General features: G+C 41.5%; 29 protein-coding genes. 26 read left to right on the top strand and 3 right to left on the bottom strand.

Annotated elements, in window-relative coordinates:
* Positions 1-75: 75 nt before the first annotated feature.
* The 12 genes from L1765_RS02380 to L1765_RS02325 all read left to right on the top strand — a co-directional run bounded on the left by L1765_RS02380 (position 76) and on the right by L1765_RS02325 (position 10104).
* A complete protein-coding gene (locus L1765_RS02380) occupies positions 76-714 on the top strand; it encodes a hypothetical protein (protein WP_236404247.1) in 639 nt (212 codons plus the stop codon).
* A gap of 223 nt (positions 715-937) precedes the next feature.
* Positions 938-2215 (top strand): HD-GYP domain-containing protein, encoded by a 1278-nt coding sequence (locus L1765_RS02375; protein WP_236404235.1) that lies wholly within the window; start codon positions 938-940, stop codon positions 2213-2215.
* Between the two features lie 26 nt (positions 2216-2241).
* Positions 2242-3552 (top strand): HD domain-containing protein, encoded by a 1311-nt coding sequence (locus L1765_RS02370; protein WP_236404232.1) that lies wholly within the window; start codon positions 2242-2244, stop codon positions 3550-3552.
* Between the two features lie 21 nt (positions 3553-3573).
* Complete coding sequence (locus tag L1765_RS02365) at positions 3574-4071, top strand: hypothetical protein (protein WP_236404228.1); 498 nt, start codon at positions 3574-3576, stop codon at positions 4069-4071.
* A gap of 63 nt (positions 4072-4134) precedes the next feature.
* The gene (locus L1765_RS02360) at positions 4135-4476 is read left to right on the top strand and encodes a histidine triad nucleotide-binding protein (RefSeq protein WP_236404225.1); all 342 of its coding nucleotides are present in this window, start codon (positions 4135-4137) and stop codon (positions 4474-4476) included.
* A gap of 90 nt (positions 4477-4566) precedes the next feature.
* The gene (gene rpsU / locus L1765_RS02355; protein ID WP_236404222.1) at positions 4567-4743 is read left to right on the top strand and encodes a 30S ribosomal protein S21; all 177 of its coding nucleotides are present in this window, start codon (positions 4567-4569) and stop codon (positions 4741-4743) included.
* Between the two features lie 15 nt (positions 4744-4758).
* The gene (locus tag L1765_RS02350; protein WP_236404219.1) at positions 4759-5202 is read left to right on the top strand and encodes a GatB/YqeY domain-containing protein; all 444 of its coding nucleotides are present in this window, start codon (positions 4759-4761) and stop codon (positions 5200-5202) included.
* Between the two features lie 227 nt (positions 5203-5429).
* Positions 5430-5591, top strand: a complete 162-nt coding sequence (locus L1765_RS02345) for a six-cysteine ranthipeptide SCIFF (RefSeq protein ID WP_236404218.1) — start codon at positions 5430-5432, stop codon at positions 5589-5591.
* A 7-nt stretch (positions 5592-5598) separates the two neighbouring features.
* Positions 5599-6999: a thioether cross-link-forming SCIFF peptide maturase gene (gene scfB, locus L1765_RS02340; protein WP_236404211.1), complete on the top strand. Its 1401-nt coding sequence runs from the start codon at positions 5599-5601 to the stop codon at positions 6997-6999.
* Positions 7000-7158: 159 nt separating this feature from the next.
* Entirely contained in the window at positions 7159-8544 is a 1386-nt protein-coding gene (locus tag L1765_RS02335) for an NfeD family protein (protein WP_236404202.1), read from the top strand.
* An 82-nt stretch (positions 8545-8626) separates the two neighbouring features.
* On the top strand, positions 8627-9625 hold the full coding sequence (gene floA / locus L1765_RS02330) for a flotillin-like protein FloA (RefSeq protein ID WP_236404502.1): 999 nt from the start codon (positions 8627-8629) through the stop codon (positions 9623-9625).
* Positions 9626-9642: 17 nt separating this feature from the next.
* Positions 9643-10104, top strand: coding sequence for a hypothetical protein (locus L1765_RS02325; protein WP_236404200.1), 462 nt, complete (start codon positions 9643-9645; stop codon positions 10102-10104).
* 11 nt (positions 10105-10115) lie between these two features.
* Here L1765_RS02325 and L1765_RS02320 read toward each other — a convergent pair whose 3' ends face one another.
* From L1765_RS02320 to L1765_RS02310, 3 genes are all read right to left on the bottom strand, one after another.
* Positions 10116-10715 carry a DsbA family oxidoreductase gene (locus tag L1765_RS02320; protein ID WP_329609978.1) on the bottom strand — a complete coding sequence of 200 codons (600 nt, stop codon included), beginning with the start codon at positions 10713-10715 and terminating at the stop codon, positions 10116-10118.
* Positions 10716-10860: 145 nt separating this feature from the next.
* Positions 10861-11754 (bottom strand): AEC family transporter, encoded by an 894-nt coding sequence (locus L1765_RS16065; protein WP_236404196.1) that lies wholly within the window; start codon positions 11752-11754, stop codon positions 10861-10863.
* Positions 11755-11900: 146 nt separating this feature from the next.
* The gene (locus L1765_RS02310; RefSeq protein ID WP_236404189.1) at positions 11901-12224 is read right to left on the bottom strand and encodes a hypothetical protein; all 324 of its coding nucleotides are present in this window, start codon (positions 12222-12224) and stop codon (positions 11901-11903) included.
* A gap of 104 nt (positions 12225-12328) precedes the next feature.
* On the opposite strand from L1765_RS02310, the gene yqfC reads away from it, so the two are divergent.
* From yqfC to L1765_RS02240, 14 genes are all read left to right on the top strand, one after another.
* On the top strand, positions 12329-12616 hold the full coding sequence (gene yqfC, locus L1765_RS02305) for a sporulation protein YqfC (protein ID WP_236404186.1): 288 nt from the start codon (positions 12329-12331) through the stop codon (positions 12614-12616).
* Between the two features lie 246 nt (positions 12617-12862).
* The gene (gene yqfD, locus L1765_RS02300; RefSeq protein ID WP_236404178.1) at positions 12863-14068 is read left to right on the top strand and encodes a sporulation protein YqfD; all 1206 of its coding nucleotides are present in this window, start codon (positions 12863-12865) and stop codon (positions 14066-14068) included.
* Positions 14069-14074: 6 nt separating this feature from the next.
* Positions 14075-15034 (top strand): PhoH family protein, encoded by a 960-nt coding sequence (locus L1765_RS02295; protein ID WP_236404176.1) that lies wholly within the window; start codon positions 14075-14077, stop codon positions 15032-15034.
* Between the two features lie 108 nt (positions 15035-15142).
* On the top strand, positions 15143-17272 hold the full coding sequence (locus tag L1765_RS02290) for an HD family phosphohydrolase (RefSeq protein WP_236404172.1): 2130 nt from the start codon (positions 15143-15145) through the stop codon (positions 17270-17272).
* Between the two features lie 8 nt (positions 17273-17280).
* Positions 17281-17769, top strand: a complete 489-nt coding sequence (gene ybeY, locus L1765_RS02285; RefSeq protein WP_236404501.1) for an rRNA maturation RNase YbeY — start codon at positions 17281-17283, stop codon at positions 17767-17769.
* Between the two features lie 5 nt (positions 17770-17774).
* Entirely contained in the window at positions 17775-18152 is a 378-nt protein-coding gene (locus tag L1765_RS02280; RefSeq protein WP_236404170.1) for a diacylglycerol kinase family protein, read from the top strand.
* 173 nt (positions 18153-18325) lie between these two features.
* Positions 18326-18730 (top strand): cytidine deaminase, encoded by a 405-nt coding sequence (locus L1765_RS02275; RefSeq protein ID WP_236404500.1) that lies wholly within the window; start codon positions 18326-18328, stop codon positions 18728-18730.
* A complete protein-coding gene (gene era, locus L1765_RS02270) occupies positions 18717-19619 on the top strand; it encodes a GTPase Era (protein ID WP_236404149.1) in 903 nt (300 codons plus the stop codon). Before L1765_RS02275 ends, era begins: the two co-directional genes overlap by 14 nt.
* Positions 19620-19715: 96 nt before the next feature.
* Positions 19716-19856: a YqzL family protein gene (locus L1765_RS02265; protein WP_236404146.1), complete on the top strand. Its 141-nt coding sequence runs from the start codon at positions 19716-19718 to the stop codon at positions 19854-19856.
* A gap of 36 nt (positions 19857-19892) precedes the next feature.
* On the top strand, positions 19893-20636 hold the full coding sequence (gene recO / locus L1765_RS02260; RefSeq protein ID WP_236404135.1) for a DNA repair protein RecO: 744 nt from the start codon (positions 19893-19895) through the stop codon (positions 20634-20636).
* 4 nt (positions 20637-20640) lie between these two features.
* Positions 20641-21036, top strand: coding sequence for a DUF4342 domain-containing protein (locus L1765_RS02255; protein WP_236404133.1), 396 nt, complete (start codon positions 20641-20643; stop codon positions 21034-21036).
* Positions 21037-21628: 592 nt separating this feature from the next.
* Positions 21629-22510, top strand: coding sequence for a glycine--tRNA ligase subunit alpha (gene glyQ / locus L1765_RS02250; protein ID WP_236404126.1), 882 nt, complete (start codon positions 21629-21631; stop codon positions 22508-22510).
* Positions 22511-24586, top strand: coding sequence for a glycine--tRNA ligase subunit beta (gene glyS / locus L1765_RS02245; protein ID WP_236404125.1), 2076 nt, complete (start codon positions 22511-22513; stop codon positions 24584-24586). It begins immediately after the preceding gene.
* A gap of 190 nt (positions 24587-24776) precedes the next feature.
* A complete protein-coding gene (locus L1765_RS02240) occupies positions 24777-26261 on the top strand; it encodes an acyl-CoA synthetase (RefSeq protein WP_236404123.1) in 1485 nt (494 codons plus the stop codon).
* The last annotated feature ends 146 nt before the right edge of the window (positions 26262-26407 follow it).

The following is a 26407-nucleotide window of genomic DNA, read 5'->3' as shown; positions in this document are numbered from 1 at the left end:
GAATATAGCAGGATTTTGTCATCTTTTAACGAATCTAGTTACCATGAAATCATAGATATCAGGGGTGTCGGATAGATGTTGAAACAGGAACATATCGTAGCTTTTGAACAAGAAATAAAAAAAATCAAGAATGTAGATCATGGACACCTGGATGTTGATGATGAGGGAGATATTTTAGCCATCGGTATTTTTAGCGATGGAAAACGACATCCGAAGGATATAAAAAGGGATGTGGAGGAAACCTTCCGCAGTGTATTTGGATTTCGGGTTAATCATCAAAAAATTAGCATCATAGAGCGATCAATAGATCGAGAGTCCAGCAAATTAAGTCGTGTTCGTTTCATTACCGCCTATCAGGCATTCAAGAGGAATGATGTGGTAGAAGGTGTTGTTCAATTGGAGTATCAGGACAACATCATTACTGGAAAAATGGAAGTTCATTCTTTTGAAATGGAAATTGAATATATCATTGCCAATGCTGCGGCAAAGGCAATTACAAATATTGTTTCCAATTACAGCATCCGAATCGATACCGTTCGCAAAATCCCAATGGGAGCGGTAGATGTCATTTGTGTCACCCTATCCGTGATGAATACCGAGACAGGTGCCGGAGGGATGTATGTAGGGTCATCCATCTACAACAAAGACCTCTTAGGAAGCGTGGCAAAGGCAGTCTTGGACGGTCTGAACAGAAGGATGGATACGTTCGCGTAGTTTTCAATCTTGCATAGCATAACGAAGGAGCAGAGCCGAAAGCGAGATGAGCCGAACTTAAATGACTAAAAAATTTCATTTAAGGGAGGTCATCGCATGAAAAAAGTGATCCGTGTTTTAGCGATTGCTATTAAACAAGCTAAATCCGCCGCTGGCGAATCTACTACTTGGTAATTTAATTTTTAAAGTTATGCTATGCAGGAATATTTAGGAGGGAGCTGTTTTGAACCTGTTTCTGATACTTTATGTTTCCTTCATAGTTATATTATTCATTTCAGGACAAATTTGGATATTTGACCCGATGTCTTTATCTGCAAATAATTTTCTGATCACGATTTCTTTGGTTCTTTTAATGACTTTTCTTAATTATGGATCTGTTAAGGATTTAAAAGCTGGATTGGTGTTCTCAATCAGGTTACCTATTATATTACCTGCCATGGTTTTCTTAGATCCCTTTTTTGCTGCATTTGTTGCTGCTTTGAGTAGTTTAGATTTGTTGAGATATAAAAAAGAGTGGTATAAAGTATTATTTAATTTTTCAGCGATGGGTACTTCTACATTAATTCCTTCGCTTTTAATTAAACAAATGTTTAATATTGATATTCAAAATATTTTTTCTGGGAAATCGTTTATATTAATTATTTTTTCTGGTTTGTTATATGTGCTAATTCTGAATTCTCTGGTTCTATTGGTAGTTTCCATTGAAAAACGTAAGTTGGATATTAATGCTTTAGTAGGAATAATATCTGCTTTAAAAACTAGTGCTACTACTATTTTCCTTGGACTCATAAATGTCATCCTCTATTATTTCACTAACATTATCGGCGTAGCTGCCTTTACGTTTTTGGCGTATTTCTTGCGGCCGGCTATTACATATCGTCATATTTTTAACAATGAACTTTTAGCCTGTACCAATTTTACATTATACATGATTAAGAAGAAGGATCCGATAACTTATGAGCATTGTGAGCGTGTGAAGTATTGGACCGTCCTTCTGGCGGAAAACATGAAATTGCCCAAGACAGACATCGTTCAACTATCTAGAGCAGCCTCTTGGCATGATATCGGGAAGATTGAAATACCAAATGAAATTTTGACAAAACCGGGAAAGCTGACTCCAGAAGAGTACGAAGTGATGAAGACTCATCCCGAAGTGGGCTATCAGTTAGTGAAGGATATTCATTTCTTTAAAAAATTCCTTCCTGTTATCCGTCACCACCATGAAAGATATGATGGGAAGGGGTATCCAATGGGACTAAAGGATAAACAGATCCCGCTTCATGCCCGGATTATGTGTATCGCTGATTCTTTTGATGCCATGACAGCGGACAGGCAATATAAAGAAGGAATGACCATGGCAGAAGCTGTAAGTGAGCTGAAGCGTTGTGCTGGTACCCAGTTTGACCCTGATTTGGTAGATATGTTTATTGACGGGTTGAAAAAGCAATTTGGAAATAACTATGAAAAATGGGATAAATCCTTTTTTAAAAATGTCTCATAACTGAACCCTATAAGGGGGAGTCATTCTTGAAGGTCTTTCGAGATCCGGTCCACAATATTATCCAGTTTGATAAACAGGATGAACGATTAATTATTGACCTGTTAGATACCCCAGAATTTCAAAGGTTGCGCCATATTCGGCAGTTGGGGTTTAGTTTTCTTACTTATCCAGGAGCAGAGCATTCCCGTTTTTCCCATTCCCTTGGGGTTATCCATGTGATGAAAAGATTTATAGAGAAGCTTTCCCGGTCTAAAGAAAAAGATGCGAAGCGTTTTGTTGAAGAAATTAACGATCAAAGGATGCTTGCGTTGGTAGCTGCCCTTCTTCACGACATTGGACATGGTCCTTTTTCCCATGCTTTGGAAAGGATAACCAAAGTTCGTCATGAACGGTGGACAGTGAAAATAATCACCGGTGACACCATGGTGAAAGAGGTTTTGGAATCATACCGGACAGGCTTTTCAGAAGAAGTGGCGGAAGTGATTCGCCGAACCCATTCCTCCAAAGCGGTGGTTAAACTGTTGTCCAGTCAACTGGATACCGACCGAATCGACTACCTTCTGAGGGATTCCAAGTTAACGGGTGCCGGATATGGAACCTTTGATTTGGAGTGGCTGATCAATTCTCTTCGACTGGGATCCATTAACGGGGAGATGGAAGTAGGTCTTGATCTTGACAAGGGAAAGAGCATTGCCGAAGATTTTGTGATGGCAAGATATTATATGTATGTGAATGTATATTTTCATAAAACAACACGAAGTGCAGAATTGTTAGTGGAAAAAATTTTTGAAAGGGTATCTGAGTTAAAAACTGGCGGAGTTCCCGTAGAGATCCCTGATGATTTACAACAGCTTTTGGAAATGGGGTTATCTGATGAGGGACTTTTTCATTATTTGAAGCTGGATGATCACATCATCTGGTACTTTTTATCCCGATGGGCAAAACATGATGATCCGATCCTGTCCGATTTGTCAAAGCGGTTATTAAACCGGAAATTATATAAAATTATTCTGAGAAGCATGGACTGGTTTACCTTAATGGAACTAGCGAAAAATGCGGAGAAATCCCATGGAATTCCGCAAAAATATCTTTTGTTAAGGGATGAGATTTCAAGCAGTTCCTACAAAGATACCTACATTATGCACAAGCCCCATGATTTTGAGGGCCCGCAAGAACAGGAAGCTTCTGAGCAAATATTTTTATTTGATGAAGAAGGAAAGGAATATGAATTATCCCAGGTATCGGATGTGATCAAAACAATCAGAAACAAACAGATTATTCGCGAGGGTTACTATGTTCCAGAGTATCTGCGGGATGCGATTTTGGAGGTTGACTAACTTTGGAAGGGGGGATTTACCGTGTTCGAAAAGGCTTATCAGCTGCTTACCTTTTTTGACAGGGTAAAAGAATTAAGCGGGAGAAAAAGGCTTCAGAAAACCATTCACCTTCTGGAACACAGGGGCTTAGATTTTTCCTTCAAATATGAATACCATCATTATGGCCCCTATTCTTTTGAGCTGCAGGGACTGGTTCATGATTTAGTGGAACAAGGATTTTTACAGGAAGATAAGCCAGGGGACAACTATTTTTATCGGATTACTGAGAAAGGACTTCTTTTTAAAAATGCTTATGAAGAATCTCAACCCGCATTTAGTTTCCAGGATTATGAGGATCTGATTCAAAAGTTGTCTGAGAAATCTTCTTCTTTCTTAGAATTATTAAGTACCTATGCTTATTTAATGGAAAATGGATATGACCCTAACGTAGCCAAAGAAAAAGTGGTGGAATTAAAGCCCCATTTGGGTGAATGGCTGGATGAGGTCATTCAATTTTATGATAAGGAATTTAAGCAATAATGGATCGAAATATGCTAATAAAAATGAGAAGTTTTTGGAAAAGTAATAAAGGAGGCGTTTTGAGTGAGGGATTGTATTTTTTGTAAAATTGTTGCGGGAGAAATTCCTTCCCAAAAGATTTATGAAGATGATGATGTGATGGCCTTTTACGATATTCATCCGAAAGCGGATGTACATTTTCTGGTCATTCCTAAAAAGCACATTCCTACCTATATGGATGTGGAAGAACAGGATCTGCCCCTAATGGGCAAGATTCATTCAACAGTTCAAAAGCTCGCCAGAGAGTTGGAATTGAAAGGATTCCGAGTCATTAATAATTGTGGAAAAGAAGGTGGCCAAGAGGTTTTCCACATCCATTTTCATGTATTAAGCGGCGGAAAATTGGGAACACCAGGTCAAGGTTGATTTCCTAACCCCTCTATAATATAATGAACTTTGACAGACTTTGCCCAAAAGGGTAGAGCTGTTTATGGTTAAGCGGAGGGAGGGAAAATTGTGGCTGAGACTCGTGTTCGTAAAAACGAATCCCTGGATAGTGCACTTCGCCGCTTTAAACGCTCTTGCGCAAAGGACGGCGTTTTGGCAGAGGTAAAAAAACGTAAACATTACGAAAAGCCAAGCGTGCGCCGTAAGAAAAAATCGGAAGCAGCTCGTAAGAGGAAGGTTTACTAATAGGAGGTTCTTATCGTGTCTTTAATAGAAAGATTAAATGAAGATATGAAGCAGGCGATGAAGGACAAAGATAAGGTAAAACTCTCCGTCATCAGAATGGTGCGCTCTGCTGTAAAGAATGCCGAAATAGAAGCGCGCAAAGAGTTGTCTGAAGATGAAGTGCTTGCTGTGCTCAATCGCGAGTTAAAGCAGAGACGTGATTCCCTCCAGGAATTTGAAAAAGCAGGCAGGGAAGATCTTGTTGAAAAGGTAAAGGAAGAGATCGACATCCTTGTTAAATACCTGCCTGAGCAGTTGAGTGAAGAGGAACTTCGTCGCTTGGTTGAGCAAACCATCACAGAAATAGGTGCCAGCTCAAAAGCTGAAATGGGCAAAGTAATGGGGGCTCTTATGCCAAAGGTAAAGGGTCGTGCTGATGGGAAATTGGTCAACCAGATAGTTCAACAATTGTTACAATAGGAATTTATCATGATTTACAATATAAAAGTCAGGTGAGCTCACCTGGCTTTTTGTCTATATCCATGGATACTTTAGTCCATAAACCCTTTGGTATTTCTTTATAAATCGAATTATACTCGTTAAGATCCATGAATTTAGTTAAAACTATTGTATTATTTTTGATTTCTATTCATAATGTTTGGTGAGAGAGAGAAAGAAATCATTACCAATCAAGGAGGAGTAAAAGAATGAAACATATTAAGGTCATTCGTCTCAATCGTCTTCAGGAGACACAAATCTGGGGTGATTGTGCCTATTGTACAGCATCTTGTCAGTCTGCATGTAAATCATCCCTGACTGTAGCCAGCTCGATGTGCTACAAAAAGGTGAATGAAAAGAAGGAAGCTTAATAAAAGGATGTCTGCCATTGTTCATCTCTTTAAACATCGTGGAAAAAACATTGTATTGGATGTAAACAGCAACTCTCTCTTTTCTGTTGATGACTTGGCTGCAGAGGTTATCCATCGTTATCCGTCAACGGATAAAGGGGAATTGATGGATTCTTTATCCAAAGAATTCGGGGAGGCAGCAGTACAGGAAGCGATTCATGAAGTAGAAGAACTGATTAAAGAAGGGGTTCTGTATACTGAACAGTCCTTGCCGACAGATATACGTCTCAATCACGGAAGTATATCTGGGATGTGCCTGCATGTCTCCCATGATTGCAATTTGCGCTGCCGGTACTGTTTTGCCGGAACCGGTCCTTATGGTCAGAAGAGAATGATGATGACCGTAGAGACGGGAAAGAAAGCTTTGGATTTTCTTATTCGTCTTTCCAAGGAGAGCCCTGTTTTGGAAGTCGATTTCTTTGGGGGGGAACCACTGCTCAATTTTGAGGTGATTAAAGAACTGGTGGCATACGGACGACTCAAGGAAAAAGAAACGGGGAAGAAATTTTCCTTTTCACTAACCACCAATGGAACCCATTTAACCGAGGAAGTGGAGCAATTTCTGAATGAAGAAAACATCAACCTTGTTCTTAGCCTTGACGGAAGGCCGGAAGTGAATGACAAAATGAGACCACAGGCTGATGGAAGCGGATCTTTTTCCACCATCTTGCCCAATTTGCAGAGACTGATGTCCAATAGAAGGGGAAGTCAGGACAAAAGATATGGTATAGGGACCTATACTTATTTAAGAGGAACATTTACCAGTGAAAATTTAGATTTCTCCAACGATGTACAGTTTCTAGCGGATATGGGATTTAGTAGAATTTCTATGGAGCCAGTTGTTCTTCCTGAAGGCAGAAAATACAGTTTAAGGGAAGAGCATTTATCTCAAATAAAGGAAGAATATGATCGTTTAACAGACCTGGTAGTTGAACGTTTGGGCACAGAAAAGGAAATATCATTTCATCATTTTGAGATTGATCTTGAAGATGGTCCGTGTTATGCCAAACGCCTTTCGGGCTGTGGAGCCGGTTTTCATTACATTGCTGTTACTCCTGAAGGGGACATTTATCCCTGTCACCAATTTGTTGGGATTCAGGAGATGAAAATGGGTCATCTTGATGAAGGAATCACCCGGGGAGATATTGGCGAAACATTCCAGGAAATCACGGTGCATCAAAAGCCTGCCTGCAGAGACTGCTGGGCTAAATATTTGTGCTGTGGTGGTTGTCATGTGATGCATTATAACTTTCACAACGATCTGACTCAAGTCAACTCTTTCTACTGTGAAATGATTAAGAAACGTCTTGAAGCTGCTTTATACGTGCAAGTGATGATGCAAGAAAAACAGATGAATGAGCAATCTTAACCGTGGATGCTTCCTTTCATAAATGATAAAATGAATAAGGCGAACCATTGACTGAATGAAGCGGTTTATTTCTAAAAATAATCTCATAAGTGGAGATATTTTTACGAAATACCGCTTTTTATTATTGTGATAATGGAATAATAGTTTATGAAACTTTTTATGATTGGAAAACGTATAGAAGTGGAACAAAGAAGAAGGGAGGGAAATGGAATGTTAAAGATTGAACGGCGGAGAATTCTCTTATTGCTATATTCCCTTTTTGTTATAACAGGTCTAATCCCATTTTCAACCTCTCCCGCTTCGGCAGCCGGCGAGCTGGTTTATGTCATTCCTGTAGAGCAGGGTGTAGAGAGGGGGCTTCAAGCTTTTTTGGAAAGATCCTTTACTGAAGCGGAAGAAGCTGGTGCCGATGCCATTATTTTAGAAATTGATACGTTAGGTGGTGAAGTGTCAGCAGCTTGGGATATCGGGGAATTGATCCGGTTTAGTGCCATTCCTGTTACCGCATTTATCAAGGATGAAGCCATCTCGGCCGGCACCTATATAGCTCTAAATGCCAGCACGATTGCCATGGCACCGGGAAGCACAATGGGAGCAGCAGCACCCATTGACTTGGCAGGAAATATGGCTGACAAAAAGGTGGTTTCCACATGGACGAAAAAGATGGTATCAGCGGCTGAACTGAATGGAAGAAATCCTCTAATTGCCGAAGGAATGGTTAACCCAGATGTAGAGATTCCGGGTGTAACCCAAAAGGGTGAATTGATTACATTGGATGCCAAAGAGGCTAAGAGACTGGGATATGCTGACACAATCGCTTCAACCAGGGAAGAAGTCCTTGCGTTTATAGGATTAAAGGATGCAGAAGTTGTAGAAGAAAAGCTGACAACTGCCGAAAAGCTGGCTAGGATTGTAACCAATCCATATGTCATTCCCATTTTATTTGCCATTGGTTTAGGGGGAATCATCTTTGAATTGCTTGCTCCTGGATTTGGTGTTCCTGGAATCGTTGGAATATCTGCCTTTGCCCTGTATTTTTTTGGTCACTATTTAGCCGGTTTTGCAGGATGGGAGGATATCTTTCTCTTTATAGCAGGTATTCTTCTTTTGGTTATAGAGATCTTCGTACCAGGTTTTGGAATATTTGGCTTCCTTGGGATCATCGCCATGATCACCGGTTTGGTGATGGCTTCTTATGATACTGTCTATGGACTTACTTCCCTTGGTATTGCTACCGTTGTTGCTTTTATCGTTGGATTTATTATCTTCAAATATTTTGGTCATCGAGGGATATGGAATCGTTTTATATTGAAGGATGAACAGATTCGTGAGTCAGGGTATGTAGCTCCTAAAGATTATCAGCAGTTACTTGGAAAAGACGGGATTTCTATTACCCCGCTTCGTCCTGCCGGTACTGGAGAGATAGCCGGTGAAAGAGTAGATGTCGTCAGTGAAGGCGGTTTTATTTCTGCGAATCGGCCTATACGTGTGGTTTTGGTTGAAGGTACACGTCTTGTGGTGAGAGAAAGAAAAGAAGATGGGTAACCGTTGATCCAAGCAGGATAAGATAAGTGCTTCAAATGGAGTCTTAAATAATAATGATTTAAATGAGGAGGTAAAAGTCGTGATTGGCTTAGGTTCAATATCTTTTATTCTAATTGTTGGGTTGATTATTATCGCATTGTCAGTATTTTTTACCTTTGTGCCCATCATGTTGTGGATCTCGGCACTGGCTTCAGGAGTTCCTGTTGGTATCATCACCCTGGTTGGAATGCGGTTAAGAAGGGTGATCCCCCATCGGATTGTTAATCCGCTGATTAAGGCAAGGAAAGCCGGATTGGATTTAACAACCAACCAGTTGGAAAGCCACTATTTGGCAGGAGGGAATGTGGATCGGGTGGTTGATGCCCTGATTGCTGCCCAACGAGCCAATATCCCCCTAGGTTTTGAAAGAGCGGCAGCCATTGATTTGGCAGGGCGTGATGTTCTTCAGGCTGTTCAAATGAGTGTTAATCCTAAGGTGATTGAAACACCGGTAGTGGCTGCCGTTGCGATGGATGGCATTGAAGTAAAAGCTAGGGCAAGGGTAACGGTAAGAGCCAATATTGATCGTTTAGTCGGAGGGGCCGGGGAAGAAACGATCATTGCAAGGGTTGGAGAAGGAATCGTCACCACGATAGGTTCTTCTAAAACTCATAAAGATGTTTTGGAAAATCCGGACTCAATATCCCATACCGTTTTAAATAAGGGTTTGGATTCGGGGACTGCCTTTGAAATTTTGTCCATCGATATCGCCGATGTGGATGTGGGGAAAAACATTGGGGCGCAACTGCAAACGGACCAAGCAGAAGCAGACAAAAGAATTGCTCAAGCCAAGGCTGAAGAACGTCGGGCAATGGCTGTTGCTCAGGAGCAAGAGATGAGAGCAAGGGTACAGGAAATGAGGGCAAAGGTAGTAGAAGCAGAGGCCCAGGTGCCTCAAGCAATGGCTGAAGCCCTCAGAACTGGAAAGCTGGGTGTCATGGATTACATGAACATGCAAAACATCATGGCGGATACTGAAATGAGAGGTTCCATTGGAAAGATGGGTCATTCCCATAAACATTCCGATGATAAGAATAAATAGGATGGGAGTTGAATCCCGTGCTTGATTTTTTGATTGAAAATTGGTTGATACTCCTGCTTTTCATCGGTATTTTTTCTTCTATGTTCGGTTCTGACAGAAGAAAAAAGTCTGTACCTCCTCCGGTACGTCCTGCTCCAACTCCCGTTAATATTCCTTGGGAGCCAACAATGGAGGAGACCAAAGATCATGTTCCACAAATGAAAAATGAGGAGAAGGAAATGGGGGAATCCATCTTCATATTGAAAGAAAATCGTACAATGACGGAAGATAATGTAAGTGAAAGTGAAGAAAAAAAACATAGAACGACCCAGGAAGGAGAAAGAACTTCTAAGGAATTTAATCTGACGAGATCGGAAGCAGAAATAGGGGAAGCTCCAGTATTGAATAAACAAGAGGTAGTACGAGGATTGATTTGGTCACAAATACTGGAAAAACCCAGGGGGAGAAATCCCCACCCTGGGTACAGACCCCGTAAATAAACCTAAATTTCTTAGCAATTTCCGTTGATTTCACAAGAAAAACCTTCGGGAATCTTGTCACTATTCAGCTTGGATAACTCTTCTTCGATGATTATCTTTAGTGATTCGGCCGGATGCAAGCCCTGCAGTCTTCTCGTTCCAATAAAAAAGGTAGGTACCGCAGTAATTCTGGCTTCTTCATAGGCATGCTTCAATGCCAGTTGATGAGATTCCCTATACTTTCTTTCTCTTAATGCCTGCCGAAATTCATCTTGATTTAGGCCGATTTCTTTAGCCAAGCGGGTTAGGACATTTATATCGCCAATGTTTTCTCCCTTTTGAAAGAAGGCTGAGAAGATCGAGTGATTATATTCATTTCCCTTACCGTATTGTTTGGCATATTGATATCCTTCAAAGGCTAAATGGGTATGGGGTTGAGGAGAAACTTCTGGCAGTTTCATAAACACACCGAACCTTTCGGCTAGGGGAAGAACTGATTCCCGCCAAGCCCTTTGTAAATATTCTCCTTTAGGTTCTAAAGTTGGTGTCGGGTAAGGTCTCAGTTCGAATGGCATCCATTCAATAGATACATCCTTTCCCCTTGTTGCCTTTTCTAGCGGATCCTCCGCCAGGAAACAATAAGGTCAAACATAATCGGAGTATACTTTAATTTTTAATTTCATTCGATTACCTCCTATACTTTCTAATCGATGATTCGCGAGACAGTATTATTTTCTCATATCATTCGTATAAAATCCTTTTTATTATCATATTTATCTATATGATGATAATTAACAGGATCGTCACGGTGATTGTGCTCAGCAGGGTACTGATCAACGCAATACTTGATACCATTTCCGGTTCACTATCAAATTGCAAAGCATACATGGTTGTAATGGCTGCGGCAGGCATGGCAGCTTCTACGATCATCACTTTTTTCAAAAGAAGTTCAATTGGCATATACCATACCAAGATCCACGCAATGATTGGCGACAAAATCAGGCGGAGGAAAATGCCTAAGGAAATAAAATTCCATCGTATGTGGGTGAGCCGTATTTCTGCAATTTGCATTCCTAGGACCAGCATGATGGTAGGGACAGACGCATCCCCGACAAAAGTAAGGGTTTTAAGCAAATTATCCGGCATTGGAAGCTGGAGCCATCGCCAAAAAATGGCTAACAGTAGAGCATGTACAATCGGCATTTTTAGAACAGAGATAAGGGATTTTTTAAGATCCGCTCTCCCTCTTGCTGCATAATAAATACCGGTTGTACTCATGATAATGGTATGAAAGACCATGATAGCAATGGCGTAGGAAAAAGCCTTATCCCCAAAGGCAAATAAAATGATGGGAGCACCATAATTTCCGTTATTCATAAAAGCAGTGGATAAGATCAGGCCGCTTTCTTCCGAAGCAGAATATTTATTCAGCCTTGAAACCAGCTTTACAACCCAGATGATCACATAGGAAAGAAGGATTCCATAAGCAATAATGTAAACATAGGTCTTGTCCAATTCTGCCTGATAAAATGTTTTAAAAATAAGGGCAGGAAGCATTAAGTAAAGGGCGGTGGTGGAGATGGACTTAATATCCATCTTCATTTTTTTTTGTGCAATATATCCTGCTATAAAAATTAAAAATACGGGTAGAATTACGTTTAAAAATATCACCGCGGCATCTCCTCATCAGTAAATGGATACTCCAAATATATTAACAAGTACGGCAACGAATTTCTATAAAAAATTTTAATTCAACATGAAAATAAGTGGCATGTTGAAAACATGCCACTTCCCCAACAGATGATTCGAGCGGAAATTTAATGTGCTCCCTGTAAAGCAGGTGGTTTGGTGGATTCATCATCCGGTTCCAGTGATAATCTTTCCCCGCCGACATGGATGTATAAGTATGGTTCCTCCTTTCCACCGGTAGCCTGTTTAATACCATTGGAATAATGGGATACAATATCCAGGAAATTTTGTTTTTCACCGGCATCATCCAATTGCCCGATTACATATGCTTCATCCTTTTCTCTATACAAGAGACAAAGATACCCTACGGCATTTCCTTCCTGATTTACGATATTGAGTATTTCACCCTGGTGATGGTGAAACTGTGGTTCCAAGTATAGCAAACTATCCACCCCTTTGTTACATAGAATTCATTTCTATTCTTCCTTAACACCAAAAAGTTATAAATGAATTATTTATTGCATAAAGGTTAAATAGAGCAAAGGGGGCTGACTAGATGAAAAAGTGGAGCCGCCGAATCAGGAAATTAACGGCAGATATCTTGGAATTACCAAAAGATGTAACCTTGGATTTTCCCAGGATTACCATGATCGGACACTTACAGATATATATAGAAAATCACCGCGGAGTTCTGCAGTTTGATCATCGGGAACTCCGTTTGTTGTTAACAAAAGGACAACTTTTGGTAAAAGGAAGCAATCTGGTTATTCGTACCATCTTTAAAGAAGAGGTGTTTTTAGAAGGTGAAATAGAAAGCATCCACTATATTGACTCTAACTTATAGACGGAATGTTCAATATGGACGGTATTAAAGAATTCACTAAGGACAGTCTTCGAGTTCGTACTTAGCGAAGGGGCTAAAGAACGGGAATTAGACCTCAAACTGACTCCACCCTTGAATTACCCAGATGTTTTTGAGGGCTCCGTTCTTTAGCCTCGAAGCGGACATGAATCACTTCTCGCTCGAACTCGACTAGCGGACGTGTGAATCTTTAATGCCATATCTACTAGTCTTGAAGGGGGGAAGGTTATGAGCAACAAATGGCAGCTATGGTTTCAAGGGTTTGTAACCCTTCATGTAAAGGGACGGTATTTGCCGCACCTGATTAATAAGGCCATCCGGGAGAACATAGAAGTGTCCAATATTCATTGGAATGGAGAAGATGAAGGGTTCATTACTATCCCAGTGAAAGATTTTCATCGGTTACGGCCGATGTTAAAGGATACTGAAACACGGATAAGAATCATGAAGAAGAAGGGCTGGCCCTTTGTCGCCTTTCTTGGGAGCAAGCGAAAGGGGTTTCTTCTTGGCGCCATTTTTTTTATCGTTTTTTTGTACATGTTATCATCAATGGTGTGGAAGATTGATGTGGTAGGAACGGAGAAGATTTCCAAAAAAGAGGTTTATCAAGCGGCTTCGCAAATTGGGATTCGGAAAGGAGCTTTTCAGTGGAAGATTCCCGATTTTAAGGAAGCTCGGGAAATGCTTTTAAGCCAATTGAGTGATGCTGCATGGGTTGGAGTTGAAAAAAAAGGAACCAAGATTATTATTACAGTTGTGGAAAAGGTAAAGCCGGAGAAGAATAGATTAATGAATCCCCGTCATTTGGTGGCGAAAAAAAAAGCAATGATTCAAAAGATTATCGTAGAGAAAGGGATTCCTCAAGTAAAACCTTCCCAATGGGTATCAAAAGGGCAAATCTTGGTCTCGGGCCTCATGGGTAATGAAGACAATCAAGAGATCGTGGTTGCAGAAGGAAAGGTTCTTGGTGAAATATGGTATGAATCGGAAATCAATCTCCCTTTATCGATGACGATTTCTGAATACACGGGGAACAAAAAAAACTACTGGAATCTCTTATTAGGAAATTATAAGATCATCTTAAGCCCAGAACAAAGTTCCCCTTATCCCTACTTTGTAGAAAAGCAGAGCAAACGGTACCTTCAATTTTTTAAACGGAAGATTCCTTTTGGTATTGAAAAAAAAACATTTTATGAAGTGAATCAGGAAGAGCTAAATACTGCAGAACAAAAAGCTTACCAATTAGGGTTAAATATGGCTAGGGAGAAGGTTTTAAAACAATCTGATCATATGGGATACATTAAGGATGAAAAAGTTTTGCACCGAAGGGTGGAGAATGGTAAAGTTTATATGAAGATCTATTTTGCTGTCATTGAAGATATTGCTGAAGAACAGCCAATTATTACTGAATCAGAATCAAAACAAGGAGATTGAGCCCATTTGAATGATCTGAAGGATACTGTAACAATCAGATTACATGATACATTAGAAGGCCAGCAGCTGTTTGGCCCCCATGATTCTTTCTTGCGCCTGATAGAAGATGGAACTGATGCTAAAATCATTACTCGGAGTGAAGAACTGATAATCTCTGGAACCTCTGATGAGATCAACCGGTTACGGGAACTTTTTCAGATGATGCTCCGTTTGATTCGAAGGGGATATTCCTTGGCCGAAAGGGATGTAAACTATGCCATTAATCTGTCAAAACGGGGAATGTTGGATGAATTAATCGATCTTTTTGAAGAAGAGATCGGCATTACCTTTCGGCAGAAACCGATTCGAGCCAAAACCCTGGGGCAAAAGCATTACGTCACCATGATTAGAAAAAAGGATATTGTTTTCGGAATTGGTCCAGCAGGTACCGGTAAAACCTATTTAGCGGTTGTCATGGCCGTAATGGCCTTAAAGCGGGGAGAAGTGAAGAGAATCATCCTAACCCGGCCAGCTGTTGAGGCTGGGGAAAGCTTAGGGTTTTTGCCTGGTGATTTGCAGGAAAAGGTAGACCCATACCTCCGACCTCTTTATGATGCGTTATATGATGTGATGGGGGCGGAAGCGGTTGCCCGTTTTATGGAAAAAGGAATAATTGAAGTGGCACCCCTTGCTTATATGAGGGGGAGAACATTAGATGACTCTTTTGTTATTCTGGATGAAGCACAAAATACCACTCCAGAGCAAATGAAAATGTTTCTCACCCGCCTTGGCTTTGGTTCTAAGATGGTCGTCACCGGAGACATCACTCAGATCGACCTGCCAAGGGGAAAACGTTCTGGATTAATTGAAGCACAACGCATATTATCTTCTATTCAAGAGTTGGCTTTTGTTTATTTTCAAGAATCTGATGTTGTTCGTCACAGCCTGGTACAGAAAATTATCCAAGCCTACCAACAACAAGTATAGGAACTATAGGGGCGTGTGAATCCTTAGTTCCACTATGGCAGACCTGTAAATTTTTCAGGTTCGTTTCTATGTTGGATAAATGGGATAGGCTAGGCAGGGGAGACGATAATGGTGAAAAAAAGTCAATTTAAAATTTCTTTTCAGGATAAGCTGCTTCGTTGGAAGGAAAGCCGTTTTTTTCGCACATTTTTCTTTCTCATTTTGGGGGTTGTTATCTTTATTCATTTAATGGGACGAGTTACCCCCGAAACTTATGATTATACAATCGGCAGCGTTGTGGAAAAAGATATTCTTTCTCCGATCACCATTGAGGATAAAGAAGCAACACAAAAATTGATGGACAAGGCTGCTTCAGAGGTAAGTCCTATTTATAAAAAGGATGATACCATCACAGCCAATCAATTGGATGTATTAGATTCCATATTTGCCAAGGCGAAAGAACTTTCGGTGAATGGAACGATGTCCGTTCAGGAAAAAGTGGATAAAATCAAGTTGGAGATTCCATACGAACTGTCAAAGGATTCCTATATTACCCTGGTTTCCCTGGCACCGGAAACCATTTCAACCATTCGGGCCATCACCAAAAATATTGTAAGTGAAATTCTTCTTGCCGGAGTGAAGGAGGTAGATGGTGGAGTAAAACGGGCCATCGAAAGAGTGAATGAACAATTAGTTTCTGTAGATTTGGAAAGCAGTGCCAGAAAGGTTGCCCAGGAATTAGCCAGGGGAAGCATTGTTCCTAATGTATTGTACAATCAGGAGGAAACCAACCGTTTGCGTTTGGAAGCAAGGCAAAATGTGCAGCCTGTGATCATTGAAAAGGGACAAATCCTCTTAGAATCCAATCAGGTGATTACCAAAGAGGTCTACCGTCAATTAAATCTGGTAGGGTTACTTTCCAAGAAGGTTAATTATTGGCCCTATGCCGGTCTTTTCCTGCTTGTTGTCATTTTGGTTCTATTTCTGTACCTATATATGGAGCATAAACAGGGTGTGATTGCCAAGGATAATTCCTATCTGCTGATTTATGTTCTGATTTTCTCCATTAATCTGGTGGGAATGAAGGTAGTCAGTTTGGGACAAAACTTAGAATATACCTCCATTGGTTTTTTGGCTCCTGTGGCCTTTGCCTCTATCTTGATCACTTTGCTGATTGATATGGATTTGGCGATCATAACTAGCGTTGTTTTTATGATTATTGCTAGTTTGATGTTTAATGGCGAATTGCTGGAATTATTTGATTTTAGGTATGGAATCGCTGCCTTGGTGAGCAGTACTGTTGGCGCATTCTCCCTTGGAAAAGTAAATCGAAGATCCAGTATTTTTAAGGCAGGTTTTTATGTTTCTTTGGCCAATATGGTCGTGATTCTTCTTTTTGCCATGCTGTTAAGCAAATCTTATAATGTTCCCGAAGTTGCCGTTGCTCTTGTTTATGGGGCAATGAGTGGGTTGATTTCAGCGATATTGGCCATGGGTATGCTGCCAATTTTTGAAGGGGCCTTTGGGATACTGTCTGTCTTGAAATTAATTGAACTGTCGAATCCCAACCACCCTCTTTTAAGAAAACTGTTGATTGAAACCCCTGGTACCTATCATCACAGTGTGGTTGTGGGAAATCTTTCCGAGGCAGCAGCTGAAGCCATTGGTGCAAATGGGTTGCTGGCTAGGGTAGGCTCCTATTATCATGATATAGGGAAAACGAAACGTCCCAGATTCTTTATTGAAAATCAATTTAATATGGAAAACCCCCATGATAAAATTTCTCCAAGTTTAAGCAAAACGATTATTATTGCTCATCCCTATGATGGGGTTAATATGCTGAAAGAATATAAAATCCCGAAACCAATTCAGGATATTGCAGAACAGCATCATGGCACCACTTTGTTAAAGTATTTTTATCATAAGGCAAAACAGCAAACCAGTGGAGAGGTTCTTGAATCAGATTATCGGTATCCGGGACCGAAGGCTCAAAGCAAGGAAGCTGCTATTGTCGGCATATGTGATTCAGTGGAAGCAGCCATTCGCTCCATGTCTAAGGTGAATCCGGACAAGATCGAGTCTCTGGTAAGAAAAATCATTAAGGACCGGTTAGATGACGGACAATTAAATGAGTGTGATCTGACGTTTAAAGAATTGGAATTGATTACAAAAAGCATTTGTGAAACATTGAATGGAACCTTCCACTCCCGTATTGAGTACCCAAAGGACGAGAAGGAGATCGAGGTGAAAAGGGCTTGAAAGCAAAGATGTTGGACGTGGATATTATGGAAGATGAATCCTTTCAATTGACCCCTGAACAGATTGAATTGATTGACAGGGTTTTGCAAAAGGCAGCAGAATTGGAAGGGCTGAAAAAGGGGGAAGTATCCGTTTCACTGGTTGGTGATGAGGAGATTCAGCAATTGAATAAAGAGTATAGGGGTATCAACCGCCCGACGGATGTCCTTTCTTTTGCCATTGAAGAAATGGGAGAAGGAGAAGATATGATTTATTTTGAAGAGAGCGGGCAAGAAGCCGAGGATTACCCTGCGTTATTGGGGGATATTATCATTTCTATTCCCCGGGCAATGAAACAGGCAGAGGAATACAACCATAGTTTTGAACGGGAATTGGGTTTTCTGGTTGTTCACGGATTTCTTCATTTGTTGGGTTACGACCATCAAACAGAAGAAGAAGAGAAGAAAATGTTTTCCAGACAGGAAGAAGTGCTACAGGCTATCCACTTATTCAGGTGATGGACATGGAAGGGTGGAAAAAGTTACTCAAAAGCTTTGGATTTGGCTTTCAGGGAATCTTTTACACGATAAAGACCCAACGAAATATGAAAATTCATCTATTTGTAGCGATTATCGTACTTCTTGTTTTCCGTTTGGTTTCTCCACCTTTAATTCATGTGGCGATTATTTTGATTGTCATTTTCCTGGTTTTTGCTTTTGAAATGATAAATACAGCCATAGAAGTGATCGTAGATATGGTAAGTCCTGAGTTTCATCCATTGGCAAAGGCGGCAAAGGATATAGCTGCCGGGGCAGTTCTGACCATGGCCATTTTGTCAGTAATTGTTGGTTCTATCCTTCTCTTACCAGATTTATGGAAAAAAATAGCAGAAATCTTATGATGATATAGACGGACTAAAGAATTCACTAGGACAGCTTTCGAGTTCGAGCGAAGAGCAGAGGCTAAAGAACGGGAATTAGCCCTTAAACAGACACTATCTTTGAAATATCCAGATGTTTTTGAGAGCTCTACATGATATATAACAGTTGAGGTGAAGAGATCAGTATGGATAAAATAAACAAAGAAGATATAATCAATGAAGCCAAGGAAGCAAGGGAGAGGGCATATACTCCTTATTCCCGTTTTAAGGTAGGGGCGGCACTGTTGACAAAAGACGGGGAGCTTATCAAAGGGTGCAATATTGAAAATGCGTCCTACGGTTTGACCAATTGTGCAGAAAGAACTGCCTTATTTAAAGCGGTTTCCGAAGGAAAAAATGACTTTGCGATGATGGCTGTTGTGGCAGATACCGATGGACCTGTCTCTCCATGCGGCGCATGCAGACAGGTGATTGTTGAATTTTGTCCTCCGGATATGCCTGTTCTTCTGGCCAACATGAAGGGAAGAGTTTATGAGACAACCGTTGCCGATTTGCTGCCGGGAGCATTTACACAGGAGGATCTTCATGGGAAAAAATGAGTATAAATCGGGTTTTGTTACGATCATTGGAAGGCCTAATGTGGGGAAGTCTACGTTATTAAACCAGATTATCGGCCAAAAAATCGCCATTATGTCTGACAAGCCCCAGACGACTAGAAATAAAATACAAGCCGTTTATACGACAGAAGTAGGACAAGTTGTTTTTATTGATACCCCGGGGATACATAAACCGAAGAACAAGCTTGGGGATTTTATGGTACACTTGGCCCTTCGAACCTTAATGGAGGTGGATCTCGTTTTATTTTTGACAGATGTCACTCAGAAGTTGGGACCTGGTGACCGTTACATTATTGAACAATTAAACCATATCAAAACCCCAGTCTTTCTCGTGGTAAACAAAATAGACCAAGTTCATCCGGATGATCTGTTGCCTTATATTGATGAGTACCGTTCCCTTTTTTCATTTAAGGAAATTATCCCGATCTCTGCTTTGCAGGGGAATAATGTGACTACTTTGTTGCAGCAAATTCTTTACATGTTGCCAGAAGGGCCCCAATATTATCCAGCGGATCAAATTACAGACCATCCAGAACAATTTATCATTACAGAGTTGATCCGTGAGAAGGTTCTTCATTTGACCAGGGAAGAGATTCCCCATTCAATTGCGGTGGTTATAGAGGAGATGGATGAACGGGAAAACAATACCATTTACGTCCGAGCCGTTATCTATACGGAAAGGGATTCCCAAAAGGGAATTCTGATTGGTAAGAAGGGTTCCATGTTAAAGGAGATTGGAAAGCAAGCAAGGGAAGATATCGAAAATTTGCTGGGATCGAAAATTTTTCTTGATTTATGGGTGAAGGTGAAAAGAGACTGGAGAAATCAAGAGTTTTATCTCAGGAATTTTGGCTATCGAAAAGATGAATGACAATTTTTCCAAGGCATAGAAGATGAATTCAGGGTCATCCTAAACTTATCGCGAACATTCAATTAAGGATCTACAGTCACAGAAAGGATGATACGAATGCGAGACTTTTCGTGGAAGTATTTTGAAGTGACTGGTGATATTGAGGCCTACCTTCTCTATAAGGATATTCACGGGAGATATAGAAAACCAGAGGAATCGGTCATTGATGATTCTACTGAAGAAGGGCAGCCTGAGTAACAATCTCTGTGCCGTGGGGGATGGAGAGGAACACCAATGTTGAGTAAAGCCGAAGGGATTGTTATCCGCAGCGTGGATTACGGAGAGGGAAACAAAATTATTACCCTTTACACTCGGGAATGGGGAAAGATCGGAGCCATGGCCAGGGGGGCCAAGAAAACGAAGAGCAGGCTTTCCTCTGTTTCTCAGGTGTTAACCCATGGCATATATCTTCTCCATACGGGTTCACAGCTGGGCAATATAAGCCAAGGAGAGATTATTTCTTCTTTTCAGGAGATACGACAAGATTTAACCAAAACTTCCTATGCACTTTATTATTTTGAACTAATGGATCGATTGACAGAGGAACGTGAAAGGAATACCGATCTTTTTGAACTTTTGCTCACCACGTTGCAATACCTTTCTGCTGGAAAAGATGAAGAAATACTAACCAGAATATTTGAAGTGAAGATCCTGCAGGCAAGTGGGTACCAACCCCGTTTGGAAAGGTGTATGAAATGTCAGGGAAACGATCTTCCCATGTTTTTCAGTATTACGGAGGGGGGAATTCTCTGCATGGCTTGTTCCCGTCTTGACAAAGATGCAGTTTCTCTATTGCCCGGAACCTTAAAGCTCCTTCGATTATTTCAAACTATTGACGTGAAGAGATTAGGGAACATTTCTGTTTCCCCACAAACGAAGGGTCAGCTGGATCAGGTTCTCCGCCGCTTTATGGAAACCCACACGGGATTACAGCTAAAATCAAGGCGTTTTCTAGATCAATTAGACCGGTTGAGGTGACATCATGAGTTATGCTACTGAGAATCCGTTGATAGATATGATACAGAGACACACCGGATGCAATGAAGAAAAGGCTATAAAGACATTGTTGGAAGCGGATAATGAGGTAATGGAAGCCATTGCTATCATTGAAAGGGAAAATAAGGGAAGGGAAAATCAGGAAAATACTTGGAAAGAGCAAATCAGATTATCCGGACTGGACCTTTGGAGTACCATCAGAGAACTGGTAAAAGAAGTGAATACGGTACGAATCTCCGTTTATGAAGGAAAGAGAGAATTGGTTTCTTTACCTGTTACCATTGGTGGTCTACTGGCTTACTGGTTTCCTCGGATATCCCTTATAGGATTGACGGCAATGTTGGTAAAAAAATATACGCTGGTGGTGGAAAGACGGGTTTGACAATCCCGTTTTTTTTCGCTATATTTGTAATCACATATCGGATAAAATGGATGCAGTGAAGGAAAGGAGTAACCAATTTTCCTGCTTCATGAGTGGGTAAGCCGTATTTTGTCGGCAAATACTCTCAAGCGAGTTGGGGACGGTGGAAGCCCAATAGCAGGTATTGGTGAAGGGCGTTCTGGAGCATCGATTTGGAAAGAGGGCTAATTGGATATTAGCCAAATAGGGTGGAACCGCGAGAAAGTACTCGTCCCTATGCTAGGAGCATGGAGGCGGGTTTTTTATTTCTTTATAGCTGAAACATTGTTCTCACGTCGGTCTGTTATATCTGGACGGAGAATTTCCTTTCTAATCTGAACGATTTTTGAATTCCATCTTAGTAAAGACTTTCTGGCGAGGATAAAGCTGAGGGTAGTCTCACTACTTTGATTTACCCAGATGTTCCCGAAGCACCGAGTCAGAAAGTCTGAACGGACACTAATACTTCTTTGCAGGAATTCAAGCAGAGAGAAGATAGAAAGGAAATTCTCCTACAAAGATGATTACAGCGAACAGTAATTATAATAATGTACATTTTTTTGGAGGTGCCAAAATGAATTTTCAGCAAATCATCCTTACTTTGCAAAACTTTTGGGCAGAAAGAAATTGTTTAATCGTTCAGCCCTATGACGTGGAAAAGGGAGCAGGAACGATGAATCCCATGACATTTTTAAGAAGCATCGGGCCGGAGCCTTGGAACGTGGCTTATGTAGAGCCTTCCCGAAGACCGGTTGACGGCCGTTATGGGGAGAATCCAAACCGGTTGTATCAGCACCATCAGTTTCAAGTGATTATGAAGCCGTCCCCCGATAATATTCAGGAAATTTATCTGGATAGTTTGAAAGCCTTAGGGATTGATCCTCTTCTCCATGATATCCGGTTTGTAGAGGATAATTGGGAAGCGCCAACCCTGGGGGCCTGGGGGCTTGGTTGGGAAGTATGGCTGGATGGAATGGAGATTACCCAATTTACTTACTTCCAACAGGTGGGTGGATTGGATTGCCATCCGGTATCCGTTGAAATTACTTATGGACTTGAACGGTTGGCATCTTATATTCAGGAAAAGGAAAACGTATTTGATCTGGAATGGGTGAATGGATTTACCTATGGAGATGTGTTCCATCAGCCGGAATATGAACATTCCAAATACACCTTTGAAGTGTCAGACAGCAGCATGTTGTTTTCCCTGTTTAATACCTATGAACAGGAAGCGAAAAGGGCGATGGAACAGAACTTGGTTTTTCCGGCATATGATTATGTATTAAAATGCTCCCATACCTTTAATCTGCTGGATGCCAGGGGAGCCATCAGTGTGACGGAAAGAACCGGGTATATTGGCAGGGTAAGAAACTTGGCCCGCCAGGTTGCACAAACCTATTATCAGGAACGGGAAAAATTAGGCTTTCCCATGTTGACTCGTTTGGAGGTGAAGTAAATGGCAAAGGATTTGCTGTTGGAAATCGGATTGGAAGAAATCCCGGCCCGATTTGTAGAAGGGGCAATGAACCAATTAAAAGAGAAAGTGACTGAATGGCTGCAAAACCAGCGGATACCTTTTGGTGAGGCGACTGCTTATGCTACTCCCCGCCGCCTGTCGGTCCTTGTTCAGACGGTATCTGAAAAGCAAGAGGATTTGGATGAAGAAGCAAAGGGACCTTCTAAGAAAATTGCTCTGGATCAGGAAGGGAACTGGACGAAAGCGGCCGAAGGCTTTGCCAGGGGACAGGGAGTCACGGTCAATGATTTGTATTTTAAAGAAGTCAATGGAAACGAGTATGTTTTCGTTAGAAAACGCTCGGCGGGTACGGAAACAAAAAAACTCCTGCCACAATTGGAACAGGTGATCACCGGGATGACCTTCCCGAAGAATATGCGATGGGGAAGCTTCGACCTTCGATATGTTCGGCCCATTCGATGGCTGGTAGCCCTTTTTGGCGAAGAGATCATTCCCTTTGAAATCGCTGGTGTTCAAACAGGAAATCTTTCGAGGGGACACCGCTTCCTTGGAAACGAAGTGACCATACCTGCTCCTGAATTCTATCAGGAGATGCTGTTGAAAGAATTTGTCATCGTTGATGTGGAACAGCGAAAGAATTTGATTGTTGAGCAGATTCGCCGCCTTTCCGCAGACAAGGGTTGGGTGATCCCAATCGATGAGGAACTCCTGGAAGAAGTCACTTATATTGTTGAGTATCCGACGGTTTTATACGGTTCATTTGATCAGGAGTTCTTAAAGATTCCACAGGAAGTACTGGTCACTTCCATGCGGGAACATCAGCGTTATTTCCCGGTAGAAGATAAAGAGGGCAATCTTCTTCCCCACTTTGTGACGGTAAGGAACGGGGATGACCGAAATCTGGAAGGCGTGGCCAAAGGAAATGAAAAGGTCCTTCGTGCCCGGTTGGCTGATGCCCGGTTCTTCTATGAAGAGGACCAGAAGGTATCCATTTCCTCCCGATTGTCCAAATTGGAGAACGTGGTATTTCATGAAGAATTGGGGACGATATCAGACAAGGTTCAGCGAATTCGTGAGATTTCCGGTGAAATCTGTGAATTGTTAAAGCTGGATGAAGATAAAGTGGAGAAAGTGGATCGAATTGCCGAAATCTGCAAGTTTGACCTGGTCACCAATATGGTATATGAATTCCCTGAACTTCAGGGAATCATGGGGGAAAAATACGCCAGAATAGCAGGGGAAGATGAGGAAGTAGCCAAGGGTATTTTCGAACATTATCTGCCCCGATTTGCCGGAGATCAGCTCCCTTCCACCGTCACAGGAGGTCTTGTCAGCATCTCTGATAAACTGGACACCATCGTAGGCTGCTTTGGCATTGGCATTATTCCAACAGGTTCCCAGGACCCCTATGGCTTAAGAAGGCAGGCGGCCGGAGTGGTTTCCATTCTTTTGGATCAGGATTTGCCGGTCACCCTTGACCAGCTCTTTACCATTACCCTGAATACCTTTCACAAACGGCAGCTGTTGAAAAGAAAGGTGGAAGAAGTAAGAAAAGATCTGTATGATTTCTTTACCCTGCGTCTGAAAAATACCCTTCAGGAAAGAAATACCCGCTATGATGTGATCGATGCTGTGCTGCAGGTGGATATTTCACAGGTAAAACGAGTGGTCAAAAAGGCTGACATCCTGATGGAACAACTGAAAGAAGAATCCTTTAAAGGAACGGTTGAAGCCTTTACTCGGGTATTTAATCTGGCAGGAAAGGGAGAAGAGGAAGAGATAAACACCGACCTTTTCTTGGAAGAAGCAGAGCGAGAGCTATATAAAGCATTTATGGCAAGTGCGGAGAAAGTACATGAAGCCGATAAGGAAGAGGATATGGATGCTTATTATGCTGCATTGCAGGTGTTGAAGCCCTCCATTGACCAATTCTTTGAACAAGTCATGGTGATGGTGGATGATGAGCAGGTAAGAAACAATCGCCTTGCTCTCCTAAAGAAATTGGATCGTTTAATCAAATCTTTCGCCGATTTTAATAAGATTGTTTTTGCATAAAACCTGACAAACCCCTTCACTAGGTAAAGAACATTGCGACATGCAGTGGTTCCCGAAGTGAAAACTTATACGGAATATTTGAAAATGAACCTATTCCTGACAAAAAAGAGTAAAGGAATCGATTGTAACCCAATTGCAACTCCCTTTTACTATTCTTAGAATAACACATACATAAAGGGAGAGATTGTTGGTGAGTTGGGAAACCGATTGGCTGGAAAGCAGGAGCCGGTTAACTCCTGAACATACGGCTGTCATTGATGGGGAAACAGGAGAGCAGTGGAGTTATGGTCAGCTGAATCAGCGGGCCTGTCATTTGGCAGCATATTTGCGTTCATTAGGGATTGTGAAAGGGGATCGGATCGCCTATTTATCCCCAAATCATATCAGTACCTTTGATTTTTTATTTGCCTGTATGAAGCTGGGGGCTATTTTTGTCCCTTTGAATTGGAGATTGTCTGTCCATGAATTAAACTACATGTTGCATGACTGTACCCCCAAATTATTGACTTACCACGGAAGTTTGGAAGCGTTGGCCAGTGAATTGACCGTTCCCTTCCGGTTGCCCGTGGATAAATCGGATGATGGACATCTGCCTCGACTGGATCATCATTTTTTCTCGGAAAACGTGGAAGAAAAAGATCCTTTGGCTATTATCTATACAGGGGGAACAACCGGAAAACCAAAGGGAGTCTTGTTGTCCCATCGGGCCATCTCCTGGAATTCAATTAATACCATCCTTAGCTGGGACCTTTCCGCCAAGGATGTGACGTTGACACTGCTTCCCATGTTTCATACCGGAGGGTTGAATGCCCTTTCCATCCCCATCCTTCATATGGGGGGCACGGTAGTCCTTGCAAGGGGATTTGATCCGGTAAAAACCATTCGAATGATCAATCAATATCAATGTACCATTGTATTAATGGTTCCCACGATGTATCACATGCTGATTCAAACAAAGGAATTTGAGGAATCTGGCTTTCCCAGTATGCATACCTTTCTTTCCGGCGGGGCACCCTGCCAGCATACGATTTATCAAGCCTTTGAAGCGAAGGGACTGGCTTTTAAAGAGGGGTATGGACTAACCGAGGCAGGACCAAACAACTTCTTTATTGATCCTTCTGAATCCCGGAAGAAGAGGGGTTCAGTGGGAAAAACAATGATGTATAACAGGGTCAAGCTGGTGGATTCCAGTGGAGCGGAAGTAAAACCAGGGGAGGTTGGCGAAATCATGATTCAAGGGCCCCATGTGTTTTCCGGCTATTGGAACAACCCTGAAGCCACTAATGAAACCATCATCGATGGATGGTTATACACAGGGGATTTAGGGAAACGGGATGAGGACGGATATTTTTATATCGTTGGAAGAAAAAAAGATATGATTATTACCGGGGGAGAAAATGTATATCCTCTGGAGGTGGAACATCTGCTCAGTCAGCATCCGGCTGTGGATGAAGTGGCGGTCGTCGGTCTGCCCGATGAGAAATGGGGAGAAGTGGTGACTGCAGTCCTTGTGTTGAAAAAAGGAGCATCACTTACTGCCGATCAGTTGAAGGAGTACTGTTCCGGGCAGCTAGGCAAGTATAAAGTTCCGAAAAAATTTATCATCTTGAAGGAACTACCTAAAACCCCTGTTGGCAAAATTGACAAAAAAGAAATCATGAGAAGTTTGAGATAAACCCTGGTGATTTGCTTGGTGAAATCACCAGGTTTTTTCTTTAAATCAACAGCAATTTTACCCGGACTTTTTGATAACACAAGGCTTTGTTCATATTCTCTTCTATGATAAATTAATAGGAAAGGAGAGTCTGACGGGGGGGTGAA

Source organism: Microaerobacter geothermalis (genome assembly GCF_021608135.1).
Taxonomy (GTDB): domain Bacteria; phylum Bacillota; class Bacilli; order DSM-22679; family DSM-22679; genus Microaerobacter; species Microaerobacter geothermalis.
The sequence above is the reverse complement of the archived record's forward strand: the minus strand, read 5'-3'. Positions and strand labels throughout refer to the sequence as shown.